The 24,927-nt window shown below is 33.5% G+C and carries 40 protein-coding genes; 20 read left to right on the top strand and 20 right to left on the bottom strand.

What is annotated here, in order from left to right; translation table 4 throughout:
• Positions 1–28: 28 nt before the first annotated feature.
• The 11 genes from GvMRE_RS08425 to GvMRE_RS08365 all read right to left on the bottom strand — a co-directional run bounded on the left by GvMRE_RS08425 (position 29) and on the right by GvMRE_RS08365 (position 5,936).
• Entirely contained in the window at positions 29–577 is a 549-nt protein-coding gene (locus tag GvMRE_RS08425; RefSeq protein ID WP_147410722.1) for a tyrosine-type recombinase/integrase, read from the bottom strand.
• Entirely contained in the window at positions 567–932 is a 366-nt protein-coding gene (locus tag GvMRE_RS08420; protein ID WP_147410760.1) for a type II toxin-antitoxin system PemK/MazF family toxin, read from the bottom strand. Before GvMRE_RS08420 ends, GvMRE_RS08425 begins: the two co-directional genes overlap by 11 nt.
• Positions 922–1,179, bottom strand: coding sequence for a hypothetical protein (locus GvMRE_RS08415; RefSeq protein WP_147410759.1), 258 nt, complete (start codon positions 1,177–1,179; stop codon positions 922–924). Before GvMRE_RS08415 ends, GvMRE_RS08420 begins: the two co-directional genes overlap by 11 nt.
• An 84-nt stretch (positions 1,180–1,263) precedes the next feature.
• Positions 1,264–1,461: a hypothetical protein gene (locus tag GvMRE_RS08410; protein WP_147410758.1), complete on the bottom strand. Its 198-nt coding sequence runs from the start codon at positions 1,459–1,461 to the stop codon at positions 1,264–1,266.
• 19 nt (positions 1,462–1,480) lie between these two features.
• Positions 1,481–2,593, bottom strand: a complete 1,113-nt coding sequence (locus GvMRE_RS08405) for a hypothetical protein (protein WP_147410757.1) — start codon at positions 2,591–2,593, stop codon at positions 1,481–1,483.
• A 45-nt stretch (positions 2,594–2,638) separates the two neighbouring features.
• Positions 2,639–2,944 carry a hypothetical protein gene (locus GvMRE_RS08400; protein ID WP_147410756.1) on the bottom strand — a complete coding sequence of 102 codons (306 nt, stop codon included), beginning with the start codon at positions 2,942–2,944 and terminating at the stop codon, positions 2,639–2,641.
• Positions 2,945–3,422: 478 nt separating this feature from the next.
• Positions 3,423–4,613, bottom strand: coding sequence for a hypothetical protein (locus GvMRE_RS14405; protein ID WP_172575335.1), 1,191 nt, complete (start codon positions 4,611–4,613; stop codon positions 3,423–3,425).
• Positions 4,614–4,660: 47 nt separating this feature from the next.
• Positions 4,661–4,987 carry a hypothetical protein gene (locus GvMRE_RS08380; protein ID WP_147410755.1) on the bottom strand — a complete coding sequence of 109 codons (327 nt, stop codon included), beginning with the start codon at positions 4,985–4,987 and terminating at the stop codon, positions 4,661–4,663.
• Positions 4,988–5,010: 23 nt separating this feature from the next.
• Positions 5,011–5,190, bottom strand: coding sequence for a hypothetical protein (locus GvMRE_RS08375; protein WP_147410718.1), 180 nt, complete (start codon positions 5,188–5,190; stop codon positions 5,011–5,013).
• A gap of 1 nt (position 5,191) precedes the next feature.
• Entirely contained in the window at positions 5,192–5,368 is a 177-nt protein-coding gene (locus tag GvMRE_RS08370; RefSeq protein ID WP_216361634.1) for a hypothetical protein, read from the bottom strand.
• Between the two features lies 1 nt (position 5,369).
• Positions 5,370–5,936, bottom strand: a complete 567-nt coding sequence (locus GvMRE_RS08365) for a hypothetical protein (RefSeq protein WP_147410716.1) — start codon at positions 5,934–5,936, stop codon at positions 5,370–5,372.
• Between the two features lie 320 nt (positions 5,937–6,256).
• Here GvMRE_RS08365 and GvMRE_RS08360 point away from each other — a divergent pair, with 320 nt between their 5' ends.
• The 18 genes from GvMRE_RS08360 to GvMRE_RS08275 all read left to right on the top strand — a co-directional run bounded on the left by GvMRE_RS08360 (position 6,257) and on the right by GvMRE_RS08275 (position 19,643).
• On the top strand, positions 6,257–6,673 hold the full coding sequence (locus GvMRE_RS08360; RefSeq protein WP_147410715.1) for an HU family DNA-binding protein: 417 nt from the start codon (positions 6,257–6,259) through the stop codon (positions 6,671–6,673).
• Between the two features lie 78 nt (positions 6,674–6,751).
• Entirely contained in the window at positions 6,752–7,054 is a 303-nt protein-coding gene (locus GvMRE_RS08355; RefSeq protein WP_147410754.1) for a hypothetical protein, read from the top strand.
• Positions 7,041–7,532, top strand: coding sequence for a type II toxin-antitoxin system PemK/MazF family toxin (locus GvMRE_RS08350; RefSeq protein ID WP_147410753.1), 492 nt, complete (start codon positions 7,041–7,043; stop codon positions 7,530–7,532). Before GvMRE_RS08355 ends, GvMRE_RS08350 begins: the two co-directional genes overlap by 14 nt.
• A gap of 32 nt (positions 7,533–7,564) precedes the next feature.
• Positions 7,565–7,765, top strand: coding sequence for a hypothetical protein (locus tag GvMRE_RS08345; RefSeq protein ID WP_147410752.1), 201 nt, complete (start codon positions 7,565–7,567; stop codon positions 7,763–7,765).
• A gap of 272 nt (positions 7,766–8,037) precedes the next feature.
• Positions 8,038–9,156, top strand: a complete 1,119-nt coding sequence (locus tag GvMRE_RS08340) for a hypothetical protein (protein ID WP_147410751.1) — start codon at positions 8,038–8,040, stop codon at positions 9,154–9,156.
• A gap of 57 nt (positions 9,157–9,213) precedes the next feature.
• Positions 9,214–9,447: a hypothetical protein gene (locus GvMRE_RS08335; protein ID WP_147410750.1), complete on the top strand. Its 234-nt coding sequence runs from the start codon at positions 9,214–9,216 to the stop codon at positions 9,445–9,447.
• Complete coding sequence (locus tag GvMRE_RS08330; protein WP_172575334.1) at positions 9,437–9,808, top strand: type II toxin-antitoxin system PemK/MazF family toxin; 372 nt, start codon at positions 9,437–9,439, stop codon at positions 9,806–9,808. Before GvMRE_RS08335 ends, GvMRE_RS08330 begins: the two co-directional genes overlap by 11 nt.
• Before the next feature lie 4 nt (positions 9,809–9,812).
• On the top strand, positions 9,813–10,439 hold the full coding sequence (locus GvMRE_RS08325; RefSeq protein WP_172575333.1) for a ParA family protein: 627 nt from the start codon (positions 9,813–9,815) through the stop codon (positions 10,437–10,439).
• A gap of 27 nt (positions 10,440–10,466) precedes the next feature.
• On the top strand, positions 10,467–10,877 hold the full coding sequence (locus GvMRE_RS08320; RefSeq protein ID WP_147410747.1) for a hypothetical protein: 411 nt from the start codon (positions 10,467–10,469) through the stop codon (positions 10,875–10,877).
• A gap of 154 nt (positions 10,878–11,031) precedes the next feature.
• Positions 11,032–12,549, top strand: a complete 1,518-nt coding sequence (locus GvMRE_RS08315; RefSeq protein ID WP_147410746.1) for a GTPase — start codon at positions 11,032–11,034, stop codon at positions 12,547–12,549.
• 12 nt (positions 12,550–12,561) lie between these two features.
• Positions 12,562–13,761, top strand: coding sequence for a hypothetical protein (locus GvMRE_RS08310; protein WP_147410745.1), 1,200 nt, complete (start codon positions 12,562–12,564; stop codon positions 13,759–13,761).
• A gap of 89 nt (positions 13,762–13,850) precedes the next feature.
• The gene (locus GvMRE_RS08305; protein ID WP_147410744.1) at positions 13,851–16,280 is read left to right on the top strand and encodes an SMC family protein; all 2,430 of its coding nucleotides are present in this window, start codon (positions 13,851–13,853) and stop codon (positions 16,278–16,280) included.
• 817 nt (positions 16,281–17,097) lie between these two features.
• Positions 17,098–17,349 (top strand): hypothetical protein, encoded by a 252-nt coding sequence (locus GvMRE_RS08300; protein ID WP_147410743.1) that lies wholly within the window; start codon positions 17,098–17,100, stop codon positions 17,347–17,349.
• Complete coding sequence (locus GvMRE_RS08295; protein WP_147410742.1) at positions 17,336–17,710, top strand: type II toxin-antitoxin system PemK/MazF family toxin; 375 nt, start codon at positions 17,336–17,338, stop codon at positions 17,708–17,710. The genes GvMRE_RS08300 and GvMRE_RS08295 overlap by 14 nt, the downstream gene beginning before the upstream one ends.
• 1 nt (position 17,711) lies before the next feature.
• Complete coding sequence (locus GvMRE_RS08290) at positions 17,712–18,353, top strand: hypothetical protein (protein WP_147410741.1); 642 nt, start codon at positions 17,712–17,714, stop codon at positions 18,351–18,353.
• A gap of 16 nt (positions 18,354–18,369) precedes the next feature.
• Positions 18,370–18,792, top strand: a complete 423-nt coding sequence (locus GvMRE_RS08285; protein WP_147410740.1) for an HI0074 family nucleotidyltransferase substrate-binding subunit — start codon at positions 18,370–18,372, stop codon at positions 18,790–18,792.
• Positions 18,773–19,057 carry a nucleotidyltransferase family protein gene (locus tag GvMRE_RS08280; protein WP_147410739.1) on the top strand — a complete coding sequence of 95 codons (285 nt, stop codon included), beginning with the start codon at positions 18,773–18,775 and terminating at the stop codon, positions 19,055–19,057. The genes GvMRE_RS08285 and GvMRE_RS08280 overlap by 20 nt, the downstream gene beginning before the upstream one ends.
• Before the next feature lie 259 nt (positions 19,058–19,316).
• Entirely contained in the window at positions 19,317–19,643 is a 327-nt protein-coding gene (locus GvMRE_RS08275; RefSeq protein WP_147410738.1) for a HigA family addiction module antitoxin, read from the top strand.
• 22 nt (positions 19,644–19,665) lie between these two features.
• Here GvMRE_RS08275 and GvMRE_RS08270 read toward each other — a convergent pair whose 3' ends face one another.
• The 8 genes from GvMRE_RS08270 to GvMRE_RS14400 form a co-directional block, all read right to left on the bottom strand.
• Positions 19,666–19,926: a DUF4160 domain-containing protein gene (locus GvMRE_RS08270; protein ID WP_147410737.1), complete on the bottom strand. Its 261-nt coding sequence runs from the start codon at positions 19,924–19,926 to the stop codon at positions 19,666–19,668.
• 1 nt (position 19,927) lies between these two features.
• The gene (locus tag GvMRE_RS08265) at positions 19,928–20,230 is read right to left on the bottom strand and encodes a DUF2442 domain-containing protein (RefSeq protein ID WP_147410736.1); all 303 of its coding nucleotides are present in this window, start codon (positions 20,228–20,230) and stop codon (positions 19,928–19,930) included.
• 42 nt (positions 20,231–20,272) lie between these two features.
• Positions 20,273–20,464 (bottom strand): hypothetical protein, encoded by a 192-nt coding sequence (locus GvMRE_RS08260; protein ID WP_216361636.1) that lies wholly within the window; start codon positions 20,462–20,464, stop codon positions 20,273–20,275.
• Complete coding sequence (locus tag GvMRE_RS08255; protein WP_147410734.1) at positions 20,449–21,627, bottom strand: tyrosine-type recombinase/integrase; 1,179 nt, start codon at positions 21,625–21,627, stop codon at positions 20,449–20,451. Before GvMRE_RS08255 ends, GvMRE_RS08260 begins: the two co-directional genes overlap by 16 nt.
• Before the next feature lie 165 nt (positions 21,628–21,792).
• Positions 21,793–22,479, bottom strand: a complete 687-nt coding sequence (locus tag GvMRE_RS08250) for a leucine-rich repeat domain-containing protein (RefSeq protein ID WP_147410733.1) — start codon at positions 22,477–22,479, stop codon at positions 21,793–21,795.
• Between the two features lie 10 nt (positions 22,480–22,489).
• On the bottom strand, positions 22,490–22,858 hold the full coding sequence (locus GvMRE_RS08245; protein ID WP_147410732.1) for a type II toxin-antitoxin system PemK/MazF family toxin: 369 nt from the start codon (positions 22,856–22,858) through the stop codon (positions 22,490–22,492).
• Positions 22,858–23,067, bottom strand: coding sequence for a hypothetical protein (locus GvMRE_RS08240; RefSeq protein ID WP_147410731.1), 210 nt, complete (start codon positions 23,065–23,067; stop codon positions 22,858–22,860). The genes GvMRE_RS08245 and GvMRE_RS08240 overlap by 1 nt, the downstream gene beginning before the upstream one ends.
• A gap of 138 nt (positions 23,068–23,205) precedes the next feature.
• Entirely contained in the window at positions 23,206–23,337 is a 132-nt protein-coding gene (locus tag GvMRE_RS14400; RefSeq protein WP_281267967.1) for a hypothetical protein, read from the bottom strand.
• 174 nt (positions 23,338–23,511) lie between these two features.
• On the opposite strand from GvMRE_RS14400, the gene GvMRE_RS08235 reads away from it, so the two are divergent.
• Positions 23,512–23,754: a hypothetical protein gene (locus GvMRE_RS08235; RefSeq protein ID WP_147410730.1), complete on the top strand. Its 243-nt coding sequence runs from the start codon at positions 23,512–23,514 to the stop codon at positions 23,752–23,754.
• 3 nt (positions 23,755–23,757) lie between these two features.
• On the top strand, positions 23,758–23,970 hold the full coding sequence (locus tag GvMRE_RS08230) for a hypothetical protein (protein ID WP_147410729.1): 213 nt from the start codon (positions 23,758–23,760) through the stop codon (positions 23,968–23,970).
• Here the strand turns inward: GvMRE_RS08230 and GvMRE_RS08225 are convergent.
• Positions 23,967–24,890 (bottom strand): IS1595 family transposase, encoded by a 924-nt coding sequence (locus GvMRE_RS08225; RefSeq protein WP_147410788.1) that lies wholly within the window; start codon positions 24,888–24,890, stop codon positions 23,967–23,969. The two genes, GvMRE_RS08230 and GvMRE_RS08225, sit on opposite strands and share 4 nt — an antisense overlap.
• Positions 24,891–24,927: the final 37 nt, after the last annotated feature.

The following is a 24,927-nucleotide window of genomic DNA, read 5'->3' as shown; positions in this document are numbered from 1 at the left end:
AAGTTTTTGTTATAGTTGATTTTATCCATTAAATTGGCTTAAACTTTAATAAATTCTCTAAATTGCTCCCTTTCACGTACAAAGCGGTAGTTCTCACATTAGCATGTCCTAAAACTTTTTGGAGTACTGGCAAAGGCATGCCACCAATGGCATTATAAGTAGCAAAACACCTCCTTAAAGTATGGGGGGCAAACTCTACATTTTTCGGAATATTTAAACTCTCTTTTGCTTCCCTTAAAAACTCAAAAAAATTAAATCTATTAGTCTGATTTGGTTTTCAATTATGACTCTTCAAAACCTTAATAATCTCTGGAGCCACGTAAACGTATCTTTCTTTACTTCCCTTGCCTCTCAATAAATATAAACCCTTATATTCCAGGGCAGGATGTTCTAAATTGTAGTCAAAACTCAAAGCTTCACTGACTCTTAATCCTGCCTTTCAGCATAAAAGAAACAAGCAATAATGGATTCATTTTTTGCTTTCATGTCTTTTGTTTTTGCGATTAACTAAATAATCATGAACTTGGTTAAGTAATTGTTGACTAGGGAGTTGTTTAAGGGGTTTTTTATTTTTCATAATTTTCTTCTAATTCACAAATAAGATGGAGTAATTTGCTTACCTCTTTCATTATTTCTGGTGAAACTGCTCCTAATTTGCCTCACTCTCATTTTACTCTTTTCTTACTAATTAAACGAATTTGTTCCGGTAAAATAGTTGATTGCTTACCGGCAAAGTTTACTTCTAAGTGAAAAGGAATGAAAGAAACCGGCTTAGAAGTCATGGGAACAATGATTATTCCACTGTGAAACGTATTTAGCCAATTATTAGTAATTGCAATACAAGGTCTAATCTTTCTGATTTCCGTCCCGACAGTTTTTCCTAGGTCTATCCAGTAAACTTCTCGCCTTTTAACTATTTTCTTACTCGTCATCAATGTTATCTCACAATTCTACTTCTTTTTGATAGACTTCATCTTTTTCTAAAGCTTTACAAGCTTTTTTTCAATCTTCTTTGGTTAATTTGCTAAGGTCAGTTGCTTTATACTCGGTAATCAATTCAAAGTTTTCAGGACTTTCCAGAGTGACGAATACTTCCTCTTTACCAAGCTTTCCCTTTTCTACCCGATATTTTAATTCTTGCAGCAATTCTGCATTATTTACTTTTCTTAATTCAGTCATATAATTATATTTTACCTTTCAATCAATATAGTTAACATAATTTAATAATAGTTATAAACAAAAAAGCAACTGATCTCTTTATAGTTAACAAAAGAGACCATTAGGTGGAGTGGAAAGGAAAATAAATTTTTGATAGAAAGAATTAATTTCATCGTGGAATTTGGCAGAAACATGGGGAATAATTTTTTTGATTTGCTTTGCATTACAAACAATAAAATAATATTCGTTCAGAAATCTAGCGAGTTTGTTTTTTGTTTCTTGGTTGCATCTATTACATTTCATAGTCATTTGCTTTTTTCTTTTAATCTTTCCCATTGCCAAAATTAAAATTATGCATTTGGTTAGGAATAGAAGAATTAGATTGAATCACACAGTTTTGGGATGACTGTTGTTGAATAAAAGAATTGTTTTCTTTTTCAAACTTGCCTTGAAATTCTTTAATAAGTTGTTTCTCTTCTTGATCCAACTCCGACTTCAGTTGTTTAAAGTTTTCCCTAAGCAGATCAATAGTTTTTTTCATTTCCTCGGGAGATAAATAAGTCTTTTCTCCATCTCAAGTATTGGTAGCGACTTCGTAAACTCCATAGTCAACATTAAATAACTTTGTTTTTTTTCCATCTAACCTGTTTTCTAAGTTTAAAACTTTAACAATAGCAGAACTAATCCCTAGTTCTTTGTTTTCTTGAATGACATCAATTAGAGAATTATAAACTTCATCAAAACAAGATAAAACAGTAGTGGTTTTGTCATTAACTAGGTATTCTCTAAATGCTTCAATACTTTCGGCAGAGAACTTTCTTTTAAGAGAATTGCTTACAGCAACTGTTATTTCTCCTAGTGCCTTGACTGGATTGCCCGCCAATTTTAAAGGAACAAAAGAAACAGCTGTCCCTATAGCATTAGCTATATTGCCTGCTTCAATAGCTTTAGCATATTCTCCAATATTAATGGAAGTTTCTAGTTCATTACAACAAGATTGCAACCTTTTAATAGTTATTTGGCGAATATTGAAGAAAATTCTTTTTGCTCCTAAAAAATCATTGACTTTGACAAGGATTTCTTTTATAACTCGTTTTTCTATATTCCTTATTCTGTCATTCAGCAATTCTATAATAATAATATTGCCCTTTCATTCTTTGTCGGTCTCCGCTTTTTCTTTCAATTTTTGTAAAGCAGTTATTCTTCAAATTGGCTTTCTTCTATTTTTTTGGCTAATTTCCTGATCAACAATGAACTCAATTTCTTTCAAAAGAAGATCTTCTATTTTCTCTAACTGTTCTTCAAGTTTTTGCTTCACCTCTTCTAGTTCTTCTAACTTTTTGCTTGATTCTAAACTAGAATCCAGAACAGACTTGAGAACTTCAACTTTTAAAGCAAACTCTCCTGACTCTTCTGTATTTTCTAGTTCTACCAACTCTCTTTGAATCCTACAGAGTTTTTCTAGAATTTCGGCTTCAATTTACTTACACAGGTTACTTAATAATTCTTCTTTAAATTCAGTCAAATGCTGTAATCTTAAGTCAAGTAATTTTTCCTTTTTCTGTTTTTTTCCCCTTTCTTGCTCAACAAAAATAATATCTTTTTGCTTTTTGAGTAAAAGACTTAAAGAGCTTTTAGTTTCATTACTAATCTTTTGTCCTCCTTTATCACCAGTTTTGTAAACTAAACTTTCTATTTGCTTATCTAATTCTTCTCGTTTTTCTTTTTTTAACCTTTCGAGGTGATTTTCCTCAATGTCTTTTCAGATTTTCTCTAACTCAACCAACTTTTCTTTTAATTCAGTGTGGAGTTCACTGATTTCTTTTTGGAAGTCTTCTGCTGCTGATTTGGCTTGGGATAATCGCTCTTCTAAATCAAATTTTTCTTGCTCTAATTCTGATAAAGAAGTTTGTTGAGATTGTAAGTCTTGTTGATGTTTAGTTAGTTGATTTTGAAGTTGAATATTTTTTTGCTCTAATCTTTCTTTTTCTTGTTGAATTTGCTCTATTTTTTTAGTTAACTTGACTTCTTTTGCTTGAGTTACTTATTCTAACTTAGCATATTCAATTGACTTTCAAGAAGCATTTTTGTAATTTTCAAGAGTTTCAATATTTAACTCTCCATCACTATCATAAATATCATCGAGAATTTGTTCGATGGTTTCTAAATTATTCTTAGAATTTTCGTAAGTATTTAATTTATCTTGGTCGATTTCATCATCAGAATCATAAATGTCTAAAGTTTCTCCTATAGTATTCAGTTGCTTATTGCAATTTTTCTCTTCCCTCTAACTCTCTTTCTTTTTCTGCTAAAAATTCATGAGTTTCTTCCGTATCATTAAGCAAAGAAAGTGCATTTTCACGAATCTCTTTGATTTCTTTATCTTTTTCTTCTAACTTTTCTTCTAGATTATCTAACTGAGTTTTTAATTCTTGAAACTCGTCTTTTAAAAGTTCACGGGCTTTAACTTTCAAAGTTTCAATAGTCGCTAATATATTCTCTTTTTTTGTCTCTAAATCACCTGAAGAAAGAGCAGTTTTTAGATAATCTTGCCAAGTAGTTAAGTTTTGATCAGCATTATATTGACTTTTTAATTCTTTTATTAAGTCTGTTAAATCGGCTTTTTCGGAAAGGTAACTTTCTTCTATTTGAGTAATAGTCTGGTAGATTTTAGCTTTAAACTCTAAGGCTTGTGCAGCATGATTTCAAGCATTTCTGGTTTGGGTTCAGGCTTGGGATACTTGGGCTGCTTGGGCTGCTTGGGCTTGGGCTTGGGCTTGGGCTTGGGCTTGGGCTCAAGCTTGGACAGTTTGAACTTGTGCAGCATGATTTCAAGCATTTCTGGTTTGGGTTCAGGCTTGGGATACTTGGGCTGCTTGGGCTGCTTGGGCTTGGGCTTGGGCTTCTTGGGCTTGGGCTCAAGCTTGGACAGTTTGAACTTGTGCAGCATGATTTCAAGCATTTCTGGTTTGGGTTCAGGCTTGGGATACTTGGGCTGCTTGGGCTGCTTGGGCTTGGGCTTGGGCTTGGGCTTGGGCTCAAGCTTGGACAGTTTGAACTTGTGCAGCATGATTTCAAGCATTTCTGGTTTGGGTTCAGGCTTGGGATACTTGGGCTGCTTGGGCTGCTTGGGCTTGGGCTTGGGCTTCTTGGGCTTGGGCTCAAGCTTGGACAGTTTGAACTTGTGCAGCATGATTTCAAGCATTTCTGGTTTGGGTTCAGGCTTGGGATACTTGGGCTGCTTGGGCTTGGGCTTGGGCTTGGGCTTCTTGGGCTTGGGCTTGGGCTCAAGCTTGGACAGTTTGAACTTGTGCAGCATGATTTCAAGCATTTCTGGTTTGGGTTCAGGCTTGGGATACTTGGGCTGCTTGGGCTGCTTGGGCTTTGGCTTGGGATACTTCAACAACTACAGTAAACTTGATCACTAAAGATAATTCTAATCTGCTTTTTTTCATAATATCTCTTTTTAGATAGTATTCTAGAAAAATAGGTAAAAAAAACTTTATTTATTTTTCCATTTGCCACTCACAGGGTCTTTAATTCACTCATCTTTTTCAGTGAAAGAGAAAGTTAAAAGAGAGTTTAAACTATCTATTCGTAATAAACGCCGATAGAAAGTTATTTGCCCGTCTCTAACGCATTTATAAAAGGCTTCTCGGGTATTAAGGCGATATTTATCTTGGCGAAAAGAAATCCAGTGATTAGTTAAATGATTAACTTGGAATCAAGTGCCATTAACTTCGCCATTGCGTTCCGTAGCACCTTTTATGGTAAGTTCACGGATAGATTTTCCTTGTCAAACAAAGCACATATCTCCTTTGGTATCCATAGATAAAGGTGATATCAACAAGATTATTCATGCTTTACCTCCTTAACACAGTTAACGCAATAATAATCACTAGCAATTTTTTTCATGGTGATAGTTAAATGTTTTTCATAACAATTTTGACAAGTTTCCGTTTCGGGACATTCTTGATGTTCTACGGATTTTAATCAAAAGGACAGGCTATAACGAGTTAAATTCCTCTCCACTCTATCCGCCGAATTCAGACTTCTCTACTTCATTAGCGTAATCACTAACTCATAATTGATAATTCTTTTCAGTGATATCTTGCTCGGTGATGGGCTGTCTACATTGCGGACATTGGAAATCTTTTAAATAATGGTTTTTTTCAAAAGTTCCCGTGAATTTCAGCAATTCGGCTCTCATTTTAGTAGGAACCTCCTTTCAATTGGTTATTCTCACTCACCGAGTAGTTGACTTGACAATTCTGACACTGATACTCACCAAAACAACCAATACTCTTGCGATATTCACACTCCAAAAGCACTTTTCCTTGTCGTCTAGCTTCTAAACGAGCGAATTTTCTTTCTTCATATTGGAGTTGGCTTTGAATATGGTCTAATTCAAGTTGTAAAATTCGGTGTTGTCTTTCCACACTCTCGCTGACCAATTTAGCAAAGGTTTCAATTCCAATCGCAAATTTAAAAGCAAATTCAACTTTGTTTTTGAGAAGATACTCTAACCAATTATTATCGGGTTGCTTTTTGGCTTTTTCTCTTTCTGCCAAATCGGCTAAGAATTGTTTGCCAAATTTATCCGCTGTTTCTAAACAATTGGCTAAATTGTTCGCTTTTTTGGCTTTGATTTGACAAGTTTTTAACTGCTTTTGGGTTTGCTGTTCTTGCTGCTGTAACTCAGCAATTTGGATTTCCAATTGGGTTTTTTTCTCCTGAGGGAGAGAAGCCCCGTTATTTTGATTTTTTTTATCGTTCATATCTATTTTCATGAGTGAATTTCAGGCGTCGCCGTATGAGACTTGGCGTTGGCCCCAAGGGTGGGGCGAACTGGAAAAAATATGAACTTGCTGAGGATTTTTTTCACTTTTTTATTCATAAAAAACCAACAGGGGTTCGCAAAATTTTCTTATTAAAATTGATATGAAATTAGACGATAAAGAAAATCCTTGAAAAAGGGAAAATTACCCGTAGGGAATAATTTGGGGTATCGGGGAAACTGGCACACTGGGACAGTTTGGGCGATGGAGTTTAAAACTAACGCAATAAAACCAAAGAAAAGAAAGTAAAAACTTCTATTATGTTAGGAATTACCCAAATTAATAAAGAAGTAAACAAAAAAAGTAAAATCGGCAATGAGGATACTACGAAAAAAGTATTAACGGCTTTCTTAGAAACTATTCAGCAAAAGTTAGTTCAGGGTGAGAATATTAACTTTAAAGGTTATTTCACTTTAAAAAGAAACACAACCCAGCCCAAAGGTAATAAAAATTGTGATGAACACCAAAGAGAATTAGAGAAGTTTAAACAGGCTAATAAAGGAAAAGGAGTTGGATTTTACTCTAAATCAAACACTTTTCGTAATTTGGTAGCTAAAACAAGAAATTGTGCTAAATGTAAAGGGAAAAAGCAACAATTAATTAAAAGTGCTAAACCAACTAATAGAGTTAGTTTTAAGGTTAGCAAGGGGTTTTGAAAAGTAAGTAAAAAGAGATAAAATTAAGTTTAGGTAAGAGAAATTTCTAAGCACCTATATAGCAATCTCACTAAAACTTAACAATAAGAGGTAAACAAAATGAACAACCACAAAAGATTAAATGCCCAAGCCAGCAACCACGAACAATTTGCTACTGAAAACCGGGTTTTCCAAGAATTAAGAGAAATTAAAAATGAAATCAAAGAAGTCAAGAAGTTTCTTATTATTAATAGCCTTCGTCGTTTAGCAAACAATTACGAAAAAATTACCCAAAATAAACAGGAAAAATTAGCAAGAGATTGAGAATTAGCCGAAAAAGACGAAACCAGGAAAAAAGAAATTGCGGAATGAGATGAAATTCAAGAACAAGACGAAGCCCAAATAAACAATGGTAGCAATTAAAGCAAAAACCACCAAAAAAATAGCAGTTAAACACGGTGAAGTATACTTAATTCGTTTTGACCCACTAAAAAAAGGTAAATTTAAAAAGATTGTTAAGAATACCGAAATTAAAGACCCACATCCGGCCGTGGTAATTTCTAACAACATCCAAAATCAAAAAAGTAGTCGGATTACAGTAGTTCCTTTTACTCACACTCTCAAACCTTTTTATGAGAGTTGAGAAGTTTATTCTAATTTCAACAATGAAAAAGGAAAAATTATGTGTGACCAAGTTAAAAATATTGATAAAAAAAGAATAATAAAACACTTGGGAACTCTGAACCCAGAAACTTTAAAAGAAGTAGAAAGAAAAATCCTTGATGGCTTGGAATTAATTAAATCTCTGGCTAATGAACAGTTACTTTTAGAATTAGCCCGCCGGATTAAAACCAAGGAGTTAGATTGAGAAAAAATTCTGGCAAAAATTGAGGAAGTGTAATTAAAATTAAAGACAGAGGAAAATTATACAATATGAAAGGTTATAAAAATATTGAGGAAATAAACAAAGAGTGAAGCAAATATGGCTTTCGCGTTAATGAGAAAGGGGAAATATTAGGCACAGTAAAAGGAAAAGAATATAAGTACGGAAAAATAAGATTAGCCAACGAGGAAGAAGTTAAAGAAATTGAGAAAGAGAGAAAAAGTAAAAACAAACAAAAAATAACCAATTAATCAGATTTAGAAAACCCACCAGTAAAAAATTTAACAATAAACCACATCAACACACTTGGCACTAAAAGAAAAAGAGAAACATACAAAATAATCCTTATTTTGCTGATATAAGCAATAGTGGTTTTATTGAAAACTCTATTCATTTTATTTAAATTTTTGGCTGAATGTTAAAAATATAATATATAATAATTGTTGATTGAATAAGCTAGTCAGTCGGTCGGATTTAGTGAACTTTCCTAGACTTGGCTGGCTGGCTTATTGAGTTAGCAATTATGGAAAGTTCACAAATTCAACTAACTCCGACTGCTAAATTAAGCAGACACGGAAGACACAAAAATCTTAATTACCATAAAGAGTATTATCGCCAAAATAGAAAAAAATTATTAACTCACAGCCATGATTATTATGAGGTTAAAAAATTACTAAAAGACCATTTAAAACTAGGAAAAAAAGAAACTAAAATTGGTGTTAAAAAAAATTTCTCTCTCGAGCAAGCATGCGATAATATCTACAATAACCTCTCTTTAAATAGTCGTTATTGTTTGTGTTGACAAAAAGCATTAGACAGAAAAGATATTCGAGTGCTAACCAAAGGGAAAGTTCCACAAAGAAAAGGTTGACCTTGGATTTATGAAAAACTAACAGCAGAAGAGTTGTTAAAGAAATACGGAGAATGAGGAACTAGAACCGGTAAGAGAATAGGGAATAAGTGATATGTGATTGCTGATTTAGATTTAAGGGGGCTTACTCAGCCATTATGTCAACATTTAGATAAGAATTTTTTGCTGATGAAAAAACGGCAGGGAATTAAGCATATCAGAACTAAACGGGGTTATCATGATATCTTTTTACTTGATGAATTGCCTCCTAATGGTGCTATTTATCATACTGACAAGTTTGGAGTGCGAAGAAAAATAGGGGATATTTTGGCAGTTGGGCGGCAAGCCCAGGCATTAGGAAGCATTGATAAAGAGGAAGCGGGAGAAGGAAAATGAGCTTGACAAGCAAAGAATATTCAAGAAATTAGTGAGATATGAGGCAAGTATTTTTTAGAAATAGAGTGTGAAGAAAGTCATAAATTTTTAACAAAAAGAGCAGAGAAAAAAGAAATTAATAATATAAATCCTAATGAGAGCCAAAAATCAAGCGAAAAAACAAACAAAAACACTTATAAACTCCTTAAACTGGAAAGTATTAGGATAATTAACAAGCAATCTACTAAAAGAGCCAACCATTACCGAGTAAATTACTTGGATAAGTGGCTAAATAAAAGTTTCTTTTTTTTGGATAGTTATTTTCGGGATAAAAAAGAAAGAATTCAACCTAATTTAATCACCAATTTAGTTTTAGCCCAGGGTTATAAATACCAATTCTACTTAAATAATTACTAATAGGAACTATACCACATAGGAACTATTTTTGTTAAAAACAAGTTAAAACTATATATTATGGAACAATTAATAATAATCAAAACTAATAATCCTCAAAAAATAAAAAAATTTTTAGACCAAGAAAAGCAAAATTATAAAGTTTTCAATCAAACCCAGCGAAAAAAAGATTTATTTGCTAATTATGATGAAGCAGTAAAAGATAAAGAAAGAGAAGCCGAAATTTCTCTATGAGACCAAGCCCAAGAGGAAGATGATGAAGAAAATCAAGACTGGGAATGATATGATAATTAGACGCGGAGAAGTTTATAAGTTTCGGGTCAGCCGTAAAGAAACGGAAGGAACCGAACAACAAAAAAATCGTCCTGCGGTTATTATTTCTACTAACCGATTAAATAAAAAAAAGGTTCGTTATGTAGCCGTGCCAATTACTAGTAAGAAGTTTGACTTGATTCGAGATTTTGAAGTTCCTGTTTTAGTAGAAGGTAAAAGAGGCAAGGCTTTATGCGACCAAGTGCGGGTTTATAATAAAAGCCGAATAGTTAGAAAAATGGGAAATTTAAGCGAAAAGGAGATAAAAGAAATTGGGGAGAAAGTTTTATACTTACTAGATTTTGAGGAGTTAATTGATTTGTATGGGGAGGTTTATGGTTAAAAGTATGAAAATAATTGCTTGCTTATCCCAAAAAGGCGGGGGAGGCAAATCTACCCTTGCCCGTGCTTTGGCAGTAGAACTCACCAAACAAAAATTAAATATTTTACTAGTAGATTTAGATATCCAGCAAAAAACTAGCCAAGAATGAAGCGAAAGGAGAAAACAACAAAACATTAAGCCTATTGTTGACTGTCAATCTTACCCTTTTTTTGATGAAAAATTAACTAAACTTCCCTATGACTATTTAACAATAGATGGTCCTGCTCGCATTAGTGAAGGAACTTTAAATATTGCTAAACGGGCTAATTTAATAATTCAACCGGTTGGGGCTTCCTTGGATGATTTAAATCCAGCGATAAGAGAATTCCATGCCTTAGTTAAAGCCAAGATAAATAAAAATAAACTAGCTTTTGTAGTTAATCGCATTAGTTCTAACGCGGAGGAAAAAGCCACCCAGAACTATTTAGAAAAAGCGGGTTATTATGTTTTCTCTATCTCTCTATCAGAGAAAATAAGTTATCGAGAAGCCCAAAATCAAGGGTTAAGTATCAGTGAAGTAAAATATCCTCGTTTGAAAAAGCAAGCCCAGGAATTAGTAAAAGAAATAATAAAGAAAATAGGAACTAGTTAACATAGGAACTATTTAAAATAATAATATATGACCCAAAAACAATTAAATTCCCATCCTAATCAAGACTTCGTTTGTGATAACTGCCAAAGAAAATTCCACCAAACTACGGCTTATTCACCCCAACTCGGTGGTTTTTTAACTGAAACTTATTGCTCTAATTGTATAGAATTAGCCGAAGAAAAACCAAAAAAGCAACCAATTAAAAGAAAAAAAACCAAAGATTTCGGCACTCCTCCCTTAGAAGTTAGTGAAAATTTGCGTTCATTAGAAATAGACAAAAGAACTTTACGAAAAACAGGGAGGACTAAACAATTTAATACTGGGGTAAGTGAAGAGTGATTAAAGAAATTAAAATCCATTGCTTACAAAGAAAGATTACACTATAACGAATTATTAGAAAAAGCCCTTAAATGCTATGAAAAGCATAGGGGAAAATAATTGAACTATTTTTTAGCAAAAAATTTTTCTCTTTCGCGTGCACATATTCATTATTTAGAATTTAGAGAAAAACCCAGTAAAATTATAAATTTGGTCCACCAAATTATAAAAAAAAAATTTTTTGGGTGTAAAATATATATATGAGGTAAAAAGTATGAATGAAATCAAAAATATATTATTAATTGGTCGCACTGGCGGCGGAAAATCAACATTAGCGAATGTATTGACGAATACAAACAAATTTATTGAGAGTTCGCGAACTACTAGTCAAACTAGAAATGTCGAAGAAGGATTAGTAGAAATTGACGTTAGCAGAGATGGGAACGAAAAAAGAAAGTATCGAGTAATTGATACCATAGGAATTGGAGATACTAAATTAACTCCCCAAGGAGTATTAACTAGGTTAGCAGAAATGGCTGGTCGGGTTAAGAATGAAGGTTTAAATCAAATTCTCTTCGTGACAAAGGGCAGGTTTTCCAAGGAGGAAATTGAAGCTTACGACTTATTAAGTTCAATTATCTTTGATAAAGATGTCCTTAAATATACCACAATTGTAAGAACGGGTTTTCCGGAATTTGAAGATGAAGAAGCCTGTGCTGATGACCGCCAAGCTTTAAGAATAGAAAACGCTGATCTTAATCATATTCTTGGTTCAGTTAACGTTATTTATTTGGATAATCCACCCTTAAAAGGACGTGCGAAGGCAGTAGAAGATGCAAAAGAATGTCGAGAAGAGTCAAGAAAAAGGTTGTTGACTTATCTAGCTACTCGTCAAGGGAATTATCGACCAAGTAATATTGATACTTTGGACGAAAGAGTTAATGATTACAAAACTCACGAGGAAAAACTCAAAGACAAAATGAAAGAACTTGAAGCCGACCGAAAACGCCAAGAAGAAGAATTTCGCAAAAAAATCTCTGAACTTAAAGAAGAACAAGCCCGAGAATTACGGGAAAATCGGGTGAAATTTGAGGAAGATATTCGTAAAACCAAGGTCGAGGGTGAAGAAAATTTACGCAAAACTAAAATCGAAATGGAAGAAAAGCAGCGTAAGGATATGGACGATTTGGAACGCCGAAATAAAGAGCGGGAAAAAGAAATAAAGGACGCCCATGAACGGGAAGCGAGAAGTATTAAAGAAGCTGCCGAACAGCAAACAAGAGCCATTCAAGCTCAAATGCAGCAAACTCAACAGGAGACCGAAAGACTGCGAAAAGAGTTATCGGAAAAAAGCAGTTCCTCAAATACTGAATTAATTACAATGATGATGCAAATGCGAGCCGATGACCAAGCCCGAGCAGAAAAAAGAGAAGATGCCGAAAAAGAATGACGAAGAGAACAAGCGAAAGCAGACAAAGAAGCACGGGAAAGAAGTGATAATCTACGATGGGAACTTCAAAGTAAAGCAGAGGAACGAGAAGCAAATCGTCGTCGAGAAGATAAAGAACGAGACGAACAGCGTCGCAAGGATGAGGCGAAAGCAAGAAACGATTATTTGTCAACGATAAATACACTTAATAGACAATTAGGTGATCAAAGAGAAGAAAATAAGGAATTAAGGAATGAAAATTGAGAAAAAGAACAAGAATTAGACGAACAAAAGGAGGCAACACAACAGGCACAGCAACAAGCAGATAACTATTATAGTAGACTGCATTTTTGACAAAAATAATAATTTAATCTTTTGACTAACGAACTTCTTGAAAAAAAACTTTCAAACATCTTTATTAAAATAGCAAAAAAAGAAATTACTTTTTGGCAAGCTACTGACTTATACTCTGAAGCTCAAAAAGTATGTGATAATGCCAGCAAAGAGAAAATTACTGATAAAGCCAGAGAAACAATGGCAAAAATCTTTATCATTTTTGTTGGCAAAAACGAAGATTATTGTGGAAATTTAGTAAAAGGTGAATTTAAATTTGCTAATAAAGATTTAGACAAATTAGAAGCAAATTTCAAAGAAATTTTAAAAATAATTGATTTAATCCATGATAAATGTCCGCAAATTATCGATGCTGATTATGTTGCTAAAACCAAAGAAAACATAAAAGAAAGCAAAAAACTAATTACATCGGGAAGAGAATTTGCTAACCTTAGAGATAAAATAAATTGCCTTAAAGAAAAGAAAAATTTTTCTTGACAAGGAATTGAAGAAGTATGAGATGAAGTAAAGAAAAAAGCCTCCGTTTCTCAGTCCGTTGGATGATTAACTGAAACCGCCCAAACACAGAAATGGGGTTTTCTAGGCGAAATTGCTGAACTTTGCTGAGAAATTGCCGAAGCAGTAGCAAAAGGAGGTAAACAAGACATTCCTTCTGAAATTTATCCCTCTACTCACGAAGAATTAAACTTTTTCCAAGAAATTGCTGATGAAGTTTCTAAAATGGTTGATTGACTGGAAGAGAAGTTTGTTGATAAAATAAAAAACAAAGAAATAAAAGAAAAAAACGAACAACTAAAATCTTTCATCCAAGAACAAAGAAAAAAACTTGGTTCTTCCCAAAAACCAACTAATAAACCAAATCTCCAAGACCAACAAAAAATTCAAAATCAGCAAAAAGAAATTGATTATCTTAAACAGCAATTAGCCGAATTACAAAAACAAATAACAGAATTAAAGCAAAACCAAAAAGACACTGATGCTAAACCAGAAATCACTAAAAAAATAGAAACCCTAGAAAGTAAAAAGCAAGAAATTCAAAGTGAATTAAATAAAAAACAATCCCAGCAAAAAGAATTAAAGGATAAGGCTAATTCATCACAATCTAATAATTCTGATAATGGATTTAAGTGATGATATGTTGCTATTCCTAGTGCTATTTTATTAGTAATTATGGGAATAGTCATTGCTTATTTGATGGGTAAAAATAAAAAAAAACATTAAAAAATTATAATTTTGGAATTAGTTAAAAACTATCCAAATTATAAAAACCAATTAATTTATCTTAAAATATAAATATAAAACAAAAAATCATGAAATCAACCCAAGAATTTATCGAACATTTAAAAATATTATACGAAAACTGTCAAGTTTATTTTGATATTCAAGAAAAAAAGATAGTTATCAAACGGCAAAGAACCAAAGAAGAACGAGCCAAAGAAACTGAATTAGAGGCTGAGTTTAAAGAGTTTAGGATAAAATTACAACAATTACGAAGTGCAGGAGTAACAACCGATTTGCCTGAACCTCCTCCGACCAATATTGAAGAAATTTATGGTGATGGTGCTTACCAACCAGGAGAAGTTTATTTTCAGTGATTAATCACTAAACTAGATGAATGAGAAACCCAACAAAATAAAAAAGTGGAAAATGTTAATTCGTTAGTTGATTTTTTAGAATGAACGGCAACAGAACAAGATAAATTAAGAAAAGAGGAAGAAGAAACTCACGAAAAAGAATTTCAAGAATTAATTTCAACTCTTTGGCAATTAGAATTAGAACAAGCTCAAAAAGAAATAGATGATGTTTGAAAAAACAATATTCACCACGATTTTACTCCGGAATTACAAAAACGATGAGAAGATAATGGATTTGGCTTTGAAGAAGTAAAAGAATGAATTGATTTTGGATTAAAACCCCAAGATAGCGGATATGCGGCTTGAATTCGTGATTTATTTGAAATGTCTCCTTTGGATTATTTAAATTATCTTTTTGTTTCTTCTCCTAATGGTAATGATAAGATAATGAGAGACCAATATCAACAGTATTTACAAGTTGATAGTGAGGAAGAAGATGAAGATACTATTTTAGCAAAAGCACTTGCTTTATCTTTGGAAAATAACGACAATTTCGGGGGAGAAGAAGCAAGAAATATTCTTCTAATTGGTCGCACGGGCAGCGGTAAGTCTACTTTGGGAAATGTTTTGGTGAATAAAAACGACAATTTTGAAGAAGTATTTAAAGAAAGTGCTCGGAGCGTGAGTGAAACCAAAGAAGTTAAAACCGAGAAATTTGTAGTTAACATAAGTAAAGATGAAACAGAGCAAATTAATTATTTAGTGATTGATACTATTGGATTTGGGGATACGCAGTTAGAAACCAAGGATATTCTTAAATTATTAAAGGGATTAGTGCCAATTATTAAGAAAAATGGGCTTAATCAAATTTTCTTTGTTAGTGATGGCAGGTTTACCGAAAAAGAAATTGATACTTATAAATTGTTGGAGTCAGTGCTTTTTGACCGAGGAGTGGTTGATTACACTACAATTGTCCGCACGAGATTTCCTGAATTTGAGAGTTCAAGTGATTGTGATGAAGACAAGGAAAAATTACGTGAGGAAAATGGGGAATTAATGGGTATTCTCAAAAACAGCAAAATCATTTATGTTAATAATCCGCCCATGGTGGGTCGTTCGGCAAGGACAGCCAAAGAACTTCGTGAAGAATCACGAAAAAGACTACTGACTTATCTTGGCACTTGTAAAAAAAGTTATAAACCAGATAATATAGACGATTTAGACACCAGAATTAATGATTTCATGGAACAAGAAGAAAAACTAACCAAAGAAATAACCGAAAAAGAACAAGAAATCCAAAAACGCGAAGCCGAACTCCAAAAAGAAGTCGCTGCTATTGAAGAACAAAAAGCCCGTGATTTAAGAATTACCGGAAGGAACTTCGAAAGACAAGTCCAAGAATTACAAAGTCAAAGTGAGAAAAAAGTCCAAACTACTCGACAAGAAATCGAGGAAGTTAATCAAGCCCAATTGCAAAGGTCGCAAGAAGCCCATAACCAAGCTCTTAATCAAATAAATAATTCTTGTCAAAATAATTTAAGCCAAATTCGTAACAGTTTTAATAATGTCCGGGTTGGTGAACCAATTTGTCGTTATGGTCATGATAATAATATCCAAGTTTACAATAAATCTGGTTTGTTAGTTCCAGATTATCAATCGGATTTTATTGGACACATTTATTGTCCTACTTGCGGACAAACCCAAACAGATTTTACTTTACGCAATGCTGCTACTTACACACTTGAAGAATGAGGCAGGAGGTCAGCCGAGCAAGCGGCAGAAAGAAATCGCAGAATGGAAGAAGCCATTAGGGAACAAAATCAGCGACAACAAGACATGATTAATCGGATAAGTCAGGAAAGGACAAATAGAGAAGCAGAATATTCTCGGGAATTAGAGCGACAAAAACAAACCCAAGAAGAAATAGTTAATCAGCAAAGAAGACTTAACGAGCAAAGGTTAAGGAACGAGAGGCAAGCCAGCGAAGGTTGAATTAGTTCAAGCAGTTTAGAAAGAGAAAATAGGCTCCAAAGAGAATTAAATAAGAGAAAGCAAGAGTTAGAAGAACAGATAAGGAGAAGTGAAGACAGAAAAGATGCTTCTCGGCAACAAATGGAGGCTTACATTCAACAAAAGTTAAATCAGAATTTTCCTCGGAGGGATTAAGTTTTAAAAGAAAGAACCAAAGAAAATTCTCGCATATTTTCACCTTTTTTCTGACAAAAAAAAATTCCCCTATTTTCCCACCAAAACCTTTCATTTTCACCCCTTTTTAAGCGAAAATCGCCCGTTTTCCTTCCTTTCTCCTCTTCAACCCGCCGATGCTCGCCCCTCAGGTTGACTCTTTCCTTCGCCGTTGTCGCCCCTTCGGGGCTTCCAATTCGGCTCTTTCAGTCGTCAATTCCCTCCGGGGCTTCGCACTTCGGCTTAAATATTACAAAAAAGCTGCGTTTTTCACTCTTTTTCGTCGTTTTGCCCCCCTTTTCTCCTCTAATTTCGTCCCATGTTTGGTCTTAATTTTTATATAACTTGAACTGCTACGCAGTCCAAAAAGCCCTCTGGGCTTAATAAAAAAAAAATAATAATGATTTAAGCGTTTTTTCCTTTTCTTTTTTTGTCTGTGCTTTTTTGTATCCAAAGCACAGGTTTTAAGTATTAAATAGGGAAAATCCTTTAATTTTCCTTATTAAATGGGGCGAAAAGGTGATAAAATGAGGAAATTTTTTTTGCTACTTTTTTTTAAATGAGACAATAGACGGACAAATATTAAAAATATCTATATGAAAAACAATCATGATAATTTTTTAGTGAGTAGTGATTTTAATTCAAAAGAGATAAATAAATCTCCTTTAAAAAGAGTAAAAAGACCACTTTCTTTTTAGCAACCTGGCATTTAATTTCGAGAGAAAAAACCGATAAGCATGCGAACTTTAAAATTCGAACAACTTCTCCTACCCTAGATAGAGAGTAAAAACAAATATATATGACTGGACGACAAGTAAACATTTATCTCCAAGAAGAGATCTATTTAGCAGTAAGGCATTTAGTCGGTCCTCGAAAAATTAGCCGCTATATTAACGAAGCAATTGAAGCCCGATTAAGCCAAGAACAAAGCCAAAAGCAAACTGAACTGGAACGAAAACTAATCCGTGGTTATCAAGCCATGGCAAAAAACAAAAAACTTAAAACTGAATTAGCAGTCTGGGAAGAAACTTTAAAAGATGGTTGAAAATAAAGAAATCCCACAACAAGGCGAAATTTGGTTAATCGAATTTCCCAAAACCAAAGAAAGCCGCAAACCCGTCCGTCCTTGTCTAGTAATTAGCAATAATCTCCAAAATAAGCATGATGAAGAAATAATTGTGGCGGCTATCACCACCCAAGAAGTAATTCCCGGAGAAGTCCAATTTTTCGAGATCCCAATCATCGCTAATCAAGAAACCGGACTAAATGAAACTAGCCGGATATTGCTTAATCGAATTCACACCGTTGATAAAAAGTTGCGTTTACTCAAAAGACTAGGCAAAGTAAAGCCAGAAATTTGAGAAAGTGTGCTCAAATCTTTTTGGTTAGCTCTTACTAATAAGCAAGCTTAGTATGAAAAAAGTAGTAAAATTTACTAAATATCCTACTTGTCAGTGATGCAACTCACCAGAAATTAGATTGGTGCCAGTGAGTTCGTTGGTGAACTTGAAAGTGGAGCAAAGAGAACGCTATCAGAAACTTTGGCGAGAAAATGGTTGACCGACTAAACTGGAACTTTGCCGACTGTGTAAGAAGAATTGTGAGTTAGTTCACCAAGGAGTTAATGCTTGGTTGTGTCCGAGATGTCATAAATGTCTTGTTTACACCTTGGATAATAAACCGGGAAAAGAGACTTACGAACAATTGCCTGCTAATTGCTTTAAATGTGGGTGAAAGAAAAAACACTTAACTAAAAAACAGCAAAAGAAAATCACCGAACAAGTAATTAAAAGTGGGCTGAGTTATCAGCAAAGCAACAAAACTGCTGCTAAAAACTACTTTGCTTGGTGTAGTTTTTGTGCAAGAGTGATAGTTGGTAAACAAAAAGATAAAGGAGTTAAAAACCGCAACCAACTACGCTTTTGAACCGACAAGACTGGTGAGGAAAGGCTAATTTGTAATAAATGCTTGTGGGAAAATGGGGAATTTCAGAAGTTATTGTTAGGAAAGTATAGGGGGAGGTGAAGAAAGTATAAGAGCAGGAGACAGATTTAAAGTAAAAACTCTATAAATGATAGAAAAACAATATCTTTACGGCAAAGTTGACTACACCGCACTAATTAAAGCTCGCAACTTCCTTGCGGACATTATTCAAAATGCTCGTAATGATTACGAGAAAACAGGAACCATCAAAGCTTTTGAATTCTGCTATGAACTAGCTTGGAGAGTGATGAAAAAAGTATTAACTTTTCACGGCATAGATACTGACAATGTGCGAGATACTTTTCGGGAAACGGCTAAATTAAAACTTATTACTAGTGCCGAAGTTTGGTTTTCTTATTTAGATAAGAGAAATATCACTGTTCACACTTACCGCAAAGAAATCTTGGATAGTTTGTTTTTCTCCATCACCCAAGAATTCTTAAAAGATTTAGACTACTTATTAGCAAAGTTAGAAAAGGAGGCACCCAAATATGCTCCAAATGGAAACTAGACACCAAGAAATTATTCGTTCAATCTTGGCTAAATATCCTTATAAGTTTTACGCTTACGGTTCCCGAGTGAAAAATCAAGCCAAAAAATACTCTGATTTAGATGTTTGCTATTATGAAGAAATGCCTTGAAACACTTTTAGTCATCTCAAAGAGGATTTAGAAAAGTCTTATTTACCTTTTAAAGTAGATTTAGTGTATTGAGAATGGATGACTCCGGAATTTCAAAAGATGATTAAAGGAAATTTAGTTCCGATTAGTCAATAGGAAAAAATTAATATGGCCAAACTAGAAATCAGAAAAAACTGAGAAAAACAAGCCCAAAATAAGCATGATTACGCAGAACTAATTAAACTTTATAACCGTTTGGATAACAGTCAAAAATAGAATTTCAGCAAAAATTAACTAGTTTGTTGGAAAAGCCAATTTTAACTCCGCAAATTGAAGAACACTTGTTCTCTTTAAGCCAAGAACACTACGAGCGAATGTTTGCTTATACGCAACTGCTTTTAATTTGTTAATTTAATTATGACACAAGCAAAATTTCCCCCGTTCTCGCCCTGGCAAAACAGTATGGAGAAAGTTTTTTGAACCATTGAATTTAAGTGTGGAAGAATCTGCTAATGCTTTAAAAATTCCTCCTTATCAATTCCAAGATTTAGTGGATGGCAAAAGCAAAATTGATTTAGAAATGGCTTATCGCTTGGGACGCTATTTTCAAATTGAGCCGGAAATGTTTTTAAATTTACAGCAAAGATATGACTTGGAAGTTTGGAAAGATAGACAAGAAAGTTTGGTTAAAAGACAAGTTAAACCACGCTCAGAAATAGGAAAAAGGCAAATTCAGCCTTAATTTATTTATTCTTTATTTTCCCTTAGGCTTTTATTCAGGCTTGAAAAAAGAAATCGGCTTGCTCTTGAACAATCCTTTTAGTTTCGTTCTTTTCTTTAAGAGAGACATAACCTTCAATTTGCTTGATTTTCACTGTGTATTTAGACTTTTCAGCACCTTTTTCAATTCAAAAACCAACACCACCACGAGAAGTTTCGGCGTGGATATGAATACCTTTGTGTTCTTCTAAAACTTCGCCAATTTTGAAGTAAAACCAATAGCTTTTGATTTTCCAAGTCGGCATATTATTCGCACGGAGCGGCAAAACCGTTCAGAAACTTCTCAATGCCTAATACTTCGTCAAGGTCAGGAAAATAAATGTTTTTGCCTCGTCAAATTTCGTAATTTTTTAACTTATCAGCCGTGGCATTTTCTACTCCTCATTTAGCAAATCAATCAAGGGGGATGCTTAATTCTCGTCCGTCGTTTAGTTTAGCAATTAATTTCTGGGCTTGAACTTCACAAGCAAGAATTTGCGGTGGCGTTAGTTTTTTGGCTATTGCTTTGGGCGGTCTTTTAGATGGTGAGACTTCTTGGAGATGTTTCATATAGAGATTTTTATTTATTCCTTGCTTGGTATCATTTATTTTCTAGTGCTTTTTCGGCTTCGCTGTGGGGAATTGTCATCAAGCACAGCAACAACAAAAAAAAGTGGGCTGTGACTGATAAGCAATTAAATAAAGTGGATTGTTTTCTACGCCGCAAAAGGCACATTTTCCTTTGCTGACAGAAAGCAGGTTTTTTAGGTTTTGACAATAAAAGCAAGTTAAGGTTTTTTTCATGGCGGAGGGTGAATTATCTTTGCCTCCATTTTGGTTTGTTGTTCTAATTGCTGGTAATAATTAATCTTTTGTCATTGCTGTAATTGTTGAGCGGCTTTTTTGATTTCAGTGAAGAGGTGATTTAATTGCTTTTGGATTAACTCTTTAACTTTCAGTGCGATTTGATAAGCATTTTGGAGATTGGTGAGGTTTTGTTCGTTGATCTGATTTTTTTGCGTTAAGTTAGTGTTAGTTTCTTGGAGAGATTGGTTGATTTGCTTTTCGTGGGCTAAATTGTTTTGAGTGGTAATTAAATTTTGTTCTAGTTGGCTAATGGTTTCCTTAGCAGTAGTTAATTCTTGGTGTAATTGCTTTTTCTCAGTGGTTTCTTGGGCTTTTTGTTGGCTTAAATTGCTTAAATCTTGCTGTAAATCAGTGTTCTTTTCCTTTTCTTGGGCTAATTCTGATTTTAGGCTATTGTTTTTGCTTTGGATTTGGCTTAATTGGTTTTCTAGTTGGTTGATTTTGCTTAAATGCTCTGCTGGTGCTGGTCTGAATGTCGGTAAACTTGGCGTAAATAGAATAGGTGGTTGGTCTAAATTCACTTTAATAGGTTCCTCGGGTTCAGGTTGCGACGGTTTGGATTTTTCTAATCATTGTTTTCCTGCTAGAATGCTTCCAGTGCCGTCATTGTCGTCTTCGGCATAAATATTCATTCAATATAAAGCGGTAGTTCTAATGCTTTTATGTCCTAAAAGTTTTTGGAGTAATGGTAAAGGTAAACCATTTTCAGCATGGTGGGTGGCAAAACTTCGGCGTAAAGTATGGGGAGTTAGTTCAGTATTAGCGGGGATTTCTAAACCTTTTTTAATGCTTTTTAGGAAATGGTAAAAGTTGAAGCGATTAGTTTGCTGGGGTTTTCATTCACATTTTTTAAGTTCACTGATTACTCTTTTAGGAACATAGACATAACGTTTTTTCTTGCCTTTGGTTTTGATATGGTAAAGACCTTTTTTTGTTCTTTGATTTAGATTGAAATTTACTGCCTCTGATACTCGCAAGCCTGCTTTATAACATAACAAAAATAGTCCGTGGTGCTCTTTACGCTTAAATTCTCCGTGTTGATTTGGGATAGTTTGAATTCTTTGGCGAATTTGCTTTAAAAGTGTCAAATTAGGAAGCATATATTTAAAAATAAAAATATACTTTCCCAGTATTTATTTAATCATTTTTCTCCTTATTAGTTAATTCTCGTAAACTCTTAACTAACTCTTTTTTAACCCTTTAACTTGGAAGCAGGGCGTAGCCCTTACAGAATGGTTTTTTGGTTAAAAGATTATACTAATATTTTACTCAGTAAAAGAGTTTTTTGCGGCATTTTTTCTTTTTCCTAGCCAGTAGCCAATTCCTAAAACAGCCAAGCCAAAAATAATTAAACCACCAACTAATAGATAAATGCTATTATTAGAAGTTTGGTTATTGCTTTGGCTGTTTTTGGTTGATGCTTCTGTTTTGATTTCTGTTTTTTGTGGCTGACTAACTATTTTTTGTAGGTAAGCCATATGGGCTTGGGTTTGCTGATTAGCATTGCCCCTAGAAACTAATTCTTTGGCATGAACCAATAAATCCATTAGCACAGTGCCTTTTAAGCAGTTAAGTTGGATTTTTTTCTCTTTTATGCCTTCAATGATTTTACTAAACTGTTCGCTGGTTAGGTTATTAAGGTTTTTCGCACTAGCCGGATTTTTGCTGATATTAATGCGTTTTAGGTTAGGAAAATCAGTAAATAACTTGGCAAAATCTATTTCTTTAATTTGGTTGCCAAAAAGGTTAATACTTTGTAATTTCTCTTTATTTGGCAAACTATTTAAGAAATCCAGGTTTTCAAACTGATTATTAGCGGCATTAAAGTTTTGGAGAGTAGTAAAATCGCTTAAATCTGCGTTGCCTGCTAGGTCTCTATTGCTGATATCTAGGTAATAAATTCTTCCTTTGCGGGTGATTTGGTTTATATGTTGTTGAGCGTCATTATTCATATAAATAATTTTATTTAAAGTCGCCAATTTTTAGTTTCAAAAGTTTAAATAAAATTTGGTTAATCTTTTCCAATTGCTCCTCATTTAAGCGTTTAATTGCTCGTCCAAGCAGTCTTGTTTTATCAATACCTTTTATTTGATCGACCATAATTTTTCCATTTCTCTCATTATTGGCTAAATTTTCCACAAAAACTTCAAAAGGATAAATAGGCTTTAAAGTAGTAGAGCAAGGCATAACAATCACTCTATTTCCCTCCTCATTATATCAATTATCAGAGATAATTACGCCTGGATGGTCGCCTTTTAATTCGGTTCCTACTGTTTCCTCATCAAATTTCACTCAATAAATTTCTCCGTAGCGATATAGTTTTTCGGTCATTACTTATCTTTAACTTTGCTGGCAATTTTATCCCAAGCGGCAATTTCTTTATTTCTTTGCTCGTCTTGACTAGCAGCACGGACAGCTTGGCGTCAATATTCTTCTTCGTTTTCGCCTTGGTGATAAGTCTGATAATTTATTTGTTCCTGTTCGAGAAAAGTCCTAACTTTTTGGCTGTTTTCAACTTCAATAATTATTATTTCTTTCATAATAGTTATTTTTGTTTATTTTTAGTATGTTTGATGGGTTTTTTAGCCTTTTTCTTATATTTACCAGTGCTTTTTTGCCAACTTCTATTTTTCAAGCGACTAGGAGAAAAGTTTTTGGTAATTATATACCACTTTAAACTACTTTTTTCCTTTTCTTATTTTCCTAGGTGGAGAGTTTAACAAGGCTTTTATTGCTCTGTCAAATTCCTCATGGCTTACTGGTATATTATCTTGTTCTTTATGAGACATTTTATTTATTTTTTTTGTCATATAAGCAATTTTAGCAATTACGGATAATTTTGCTTATATAGAAAGTTATATAGTTTAAATTATCAGTAAAAATATAAGTATATGTTAATCAATATTTTTGTTGGCTGTTTGAAACAGCAGAGAGAGAGAGAGAGAGAGAGAGAGTAAAAATCCTCTGAAAGGAGGAAGTAAGTAATGAACCAAGATTACTACCTTAACCAAAAACTATCTGACTTAAAATCTCAATTGAGAATAAAAGAATATGAGCGAGGTAAAATATGAGGCGGTGCTTGGTGATTGTCAATAATCATCATTCCACTTTTTGCTATTCTTGTTATAGTTAAATTTAGTAAAGCCAGAAGTTTAGATAAAGATATTGAAAATTTACATAATCAAATAAGAGATATTGAAAGAGAAATGAGAAATAAAAATAGTTAAAGTGTGGAAAATGGCTCAATTACTAGCAAAGATATTATTGGTTGAATAGTTGCCATAGTAATTAGTTTGGTTCCCTCGTTAATCAAAATAAAACAGGTAGAAAATATGTTATACAAAGAAATAATAGCTCGCAAAGATTTAGAAATCAAAATGTTAAAGCGAGAAAACAAAGAATTAAAGAAAAAATTAGAGGAAAAAGAGGAAAGAAAAAGCTAGGAGGAAATTAATCGCTCATAACCTAAATTTTTACCTACCATTGAGGAAATAACCAAATTAAATCTGTCCTGTTCGCTGTCCTTTCTTGTGTTAAACCTTAAAACAAATTCATCTATATATTTCTGTGTGTGCTTTTTGCTTATTCAATGATAAGTGTTATTGATACCCTTTTTAAGATGAGACCAAAAGCCCTCAATAGAGTTAGTAGAAGCATTTTTGTTTACATATTGCTTAATGCTATGATTAACTATTTCATGGTTATATCATTGGCATAAGTCTTTGTAAGCATGTCATTCATCAGTATAAACATTAGAATTTTGCTTGATATTAGCCTTAATTATTGGCTCAATTGTTTCCTGCCTAGTATTCTGAACCACTTGGGCGATTAGGTTGCCATTTCTTTCAATCATGCCTAACACTGGCACTTTATCTTTTCAACTGCGACCCTGTGAATTAGGAACTTTTTTATTTCAATGGCGGTTCTTATTCTTGCCACCAATAAAAGTCTCATCAATTTCAACAAGACCTTTTAGCATGTCTTTAATAAAGTTAGTTTGTTTAAGATTCTCGCGTAAATCATCTAATAAGTTTCAGGCTGATTTTTGTGTAATATTAAGGTCTCTTTTTAATTGGCATGATGAAACACCTTTTTTATGAGAAGTAAAAAGATAAGTGGCTATGAACCACTTTCTTAATGGTAGTTTAGTATTAGCAAAAGCAGTCCCAGTTTTTACATTAAAGAATTTGCCCGTGTTTTTACATTTATATCGGTTAATACTAGGACAAAAATAAACTTTTGAGGTTGGGTCATAGGGAGAAACTACTTTTCCATTCCACCTATGCTTTTCTAAAAAGTTAATGATGGTTTGTTCATTGGGAAAGAATGTTAATAAATCTGATATACTTTTAAACTCTGGCATATGTAGATTTTTGCTTTTTAGTTTAAAATTGTATATA

This window comes from endosymbiont GvMRE of Glomus versiforme, assembly GCF_003546845.1.
The sequence above is the reverse complement of the archived record's forward strand: the minus strand, read 5'-3'. Positions and strand labels throughout refer to the sequence as shown.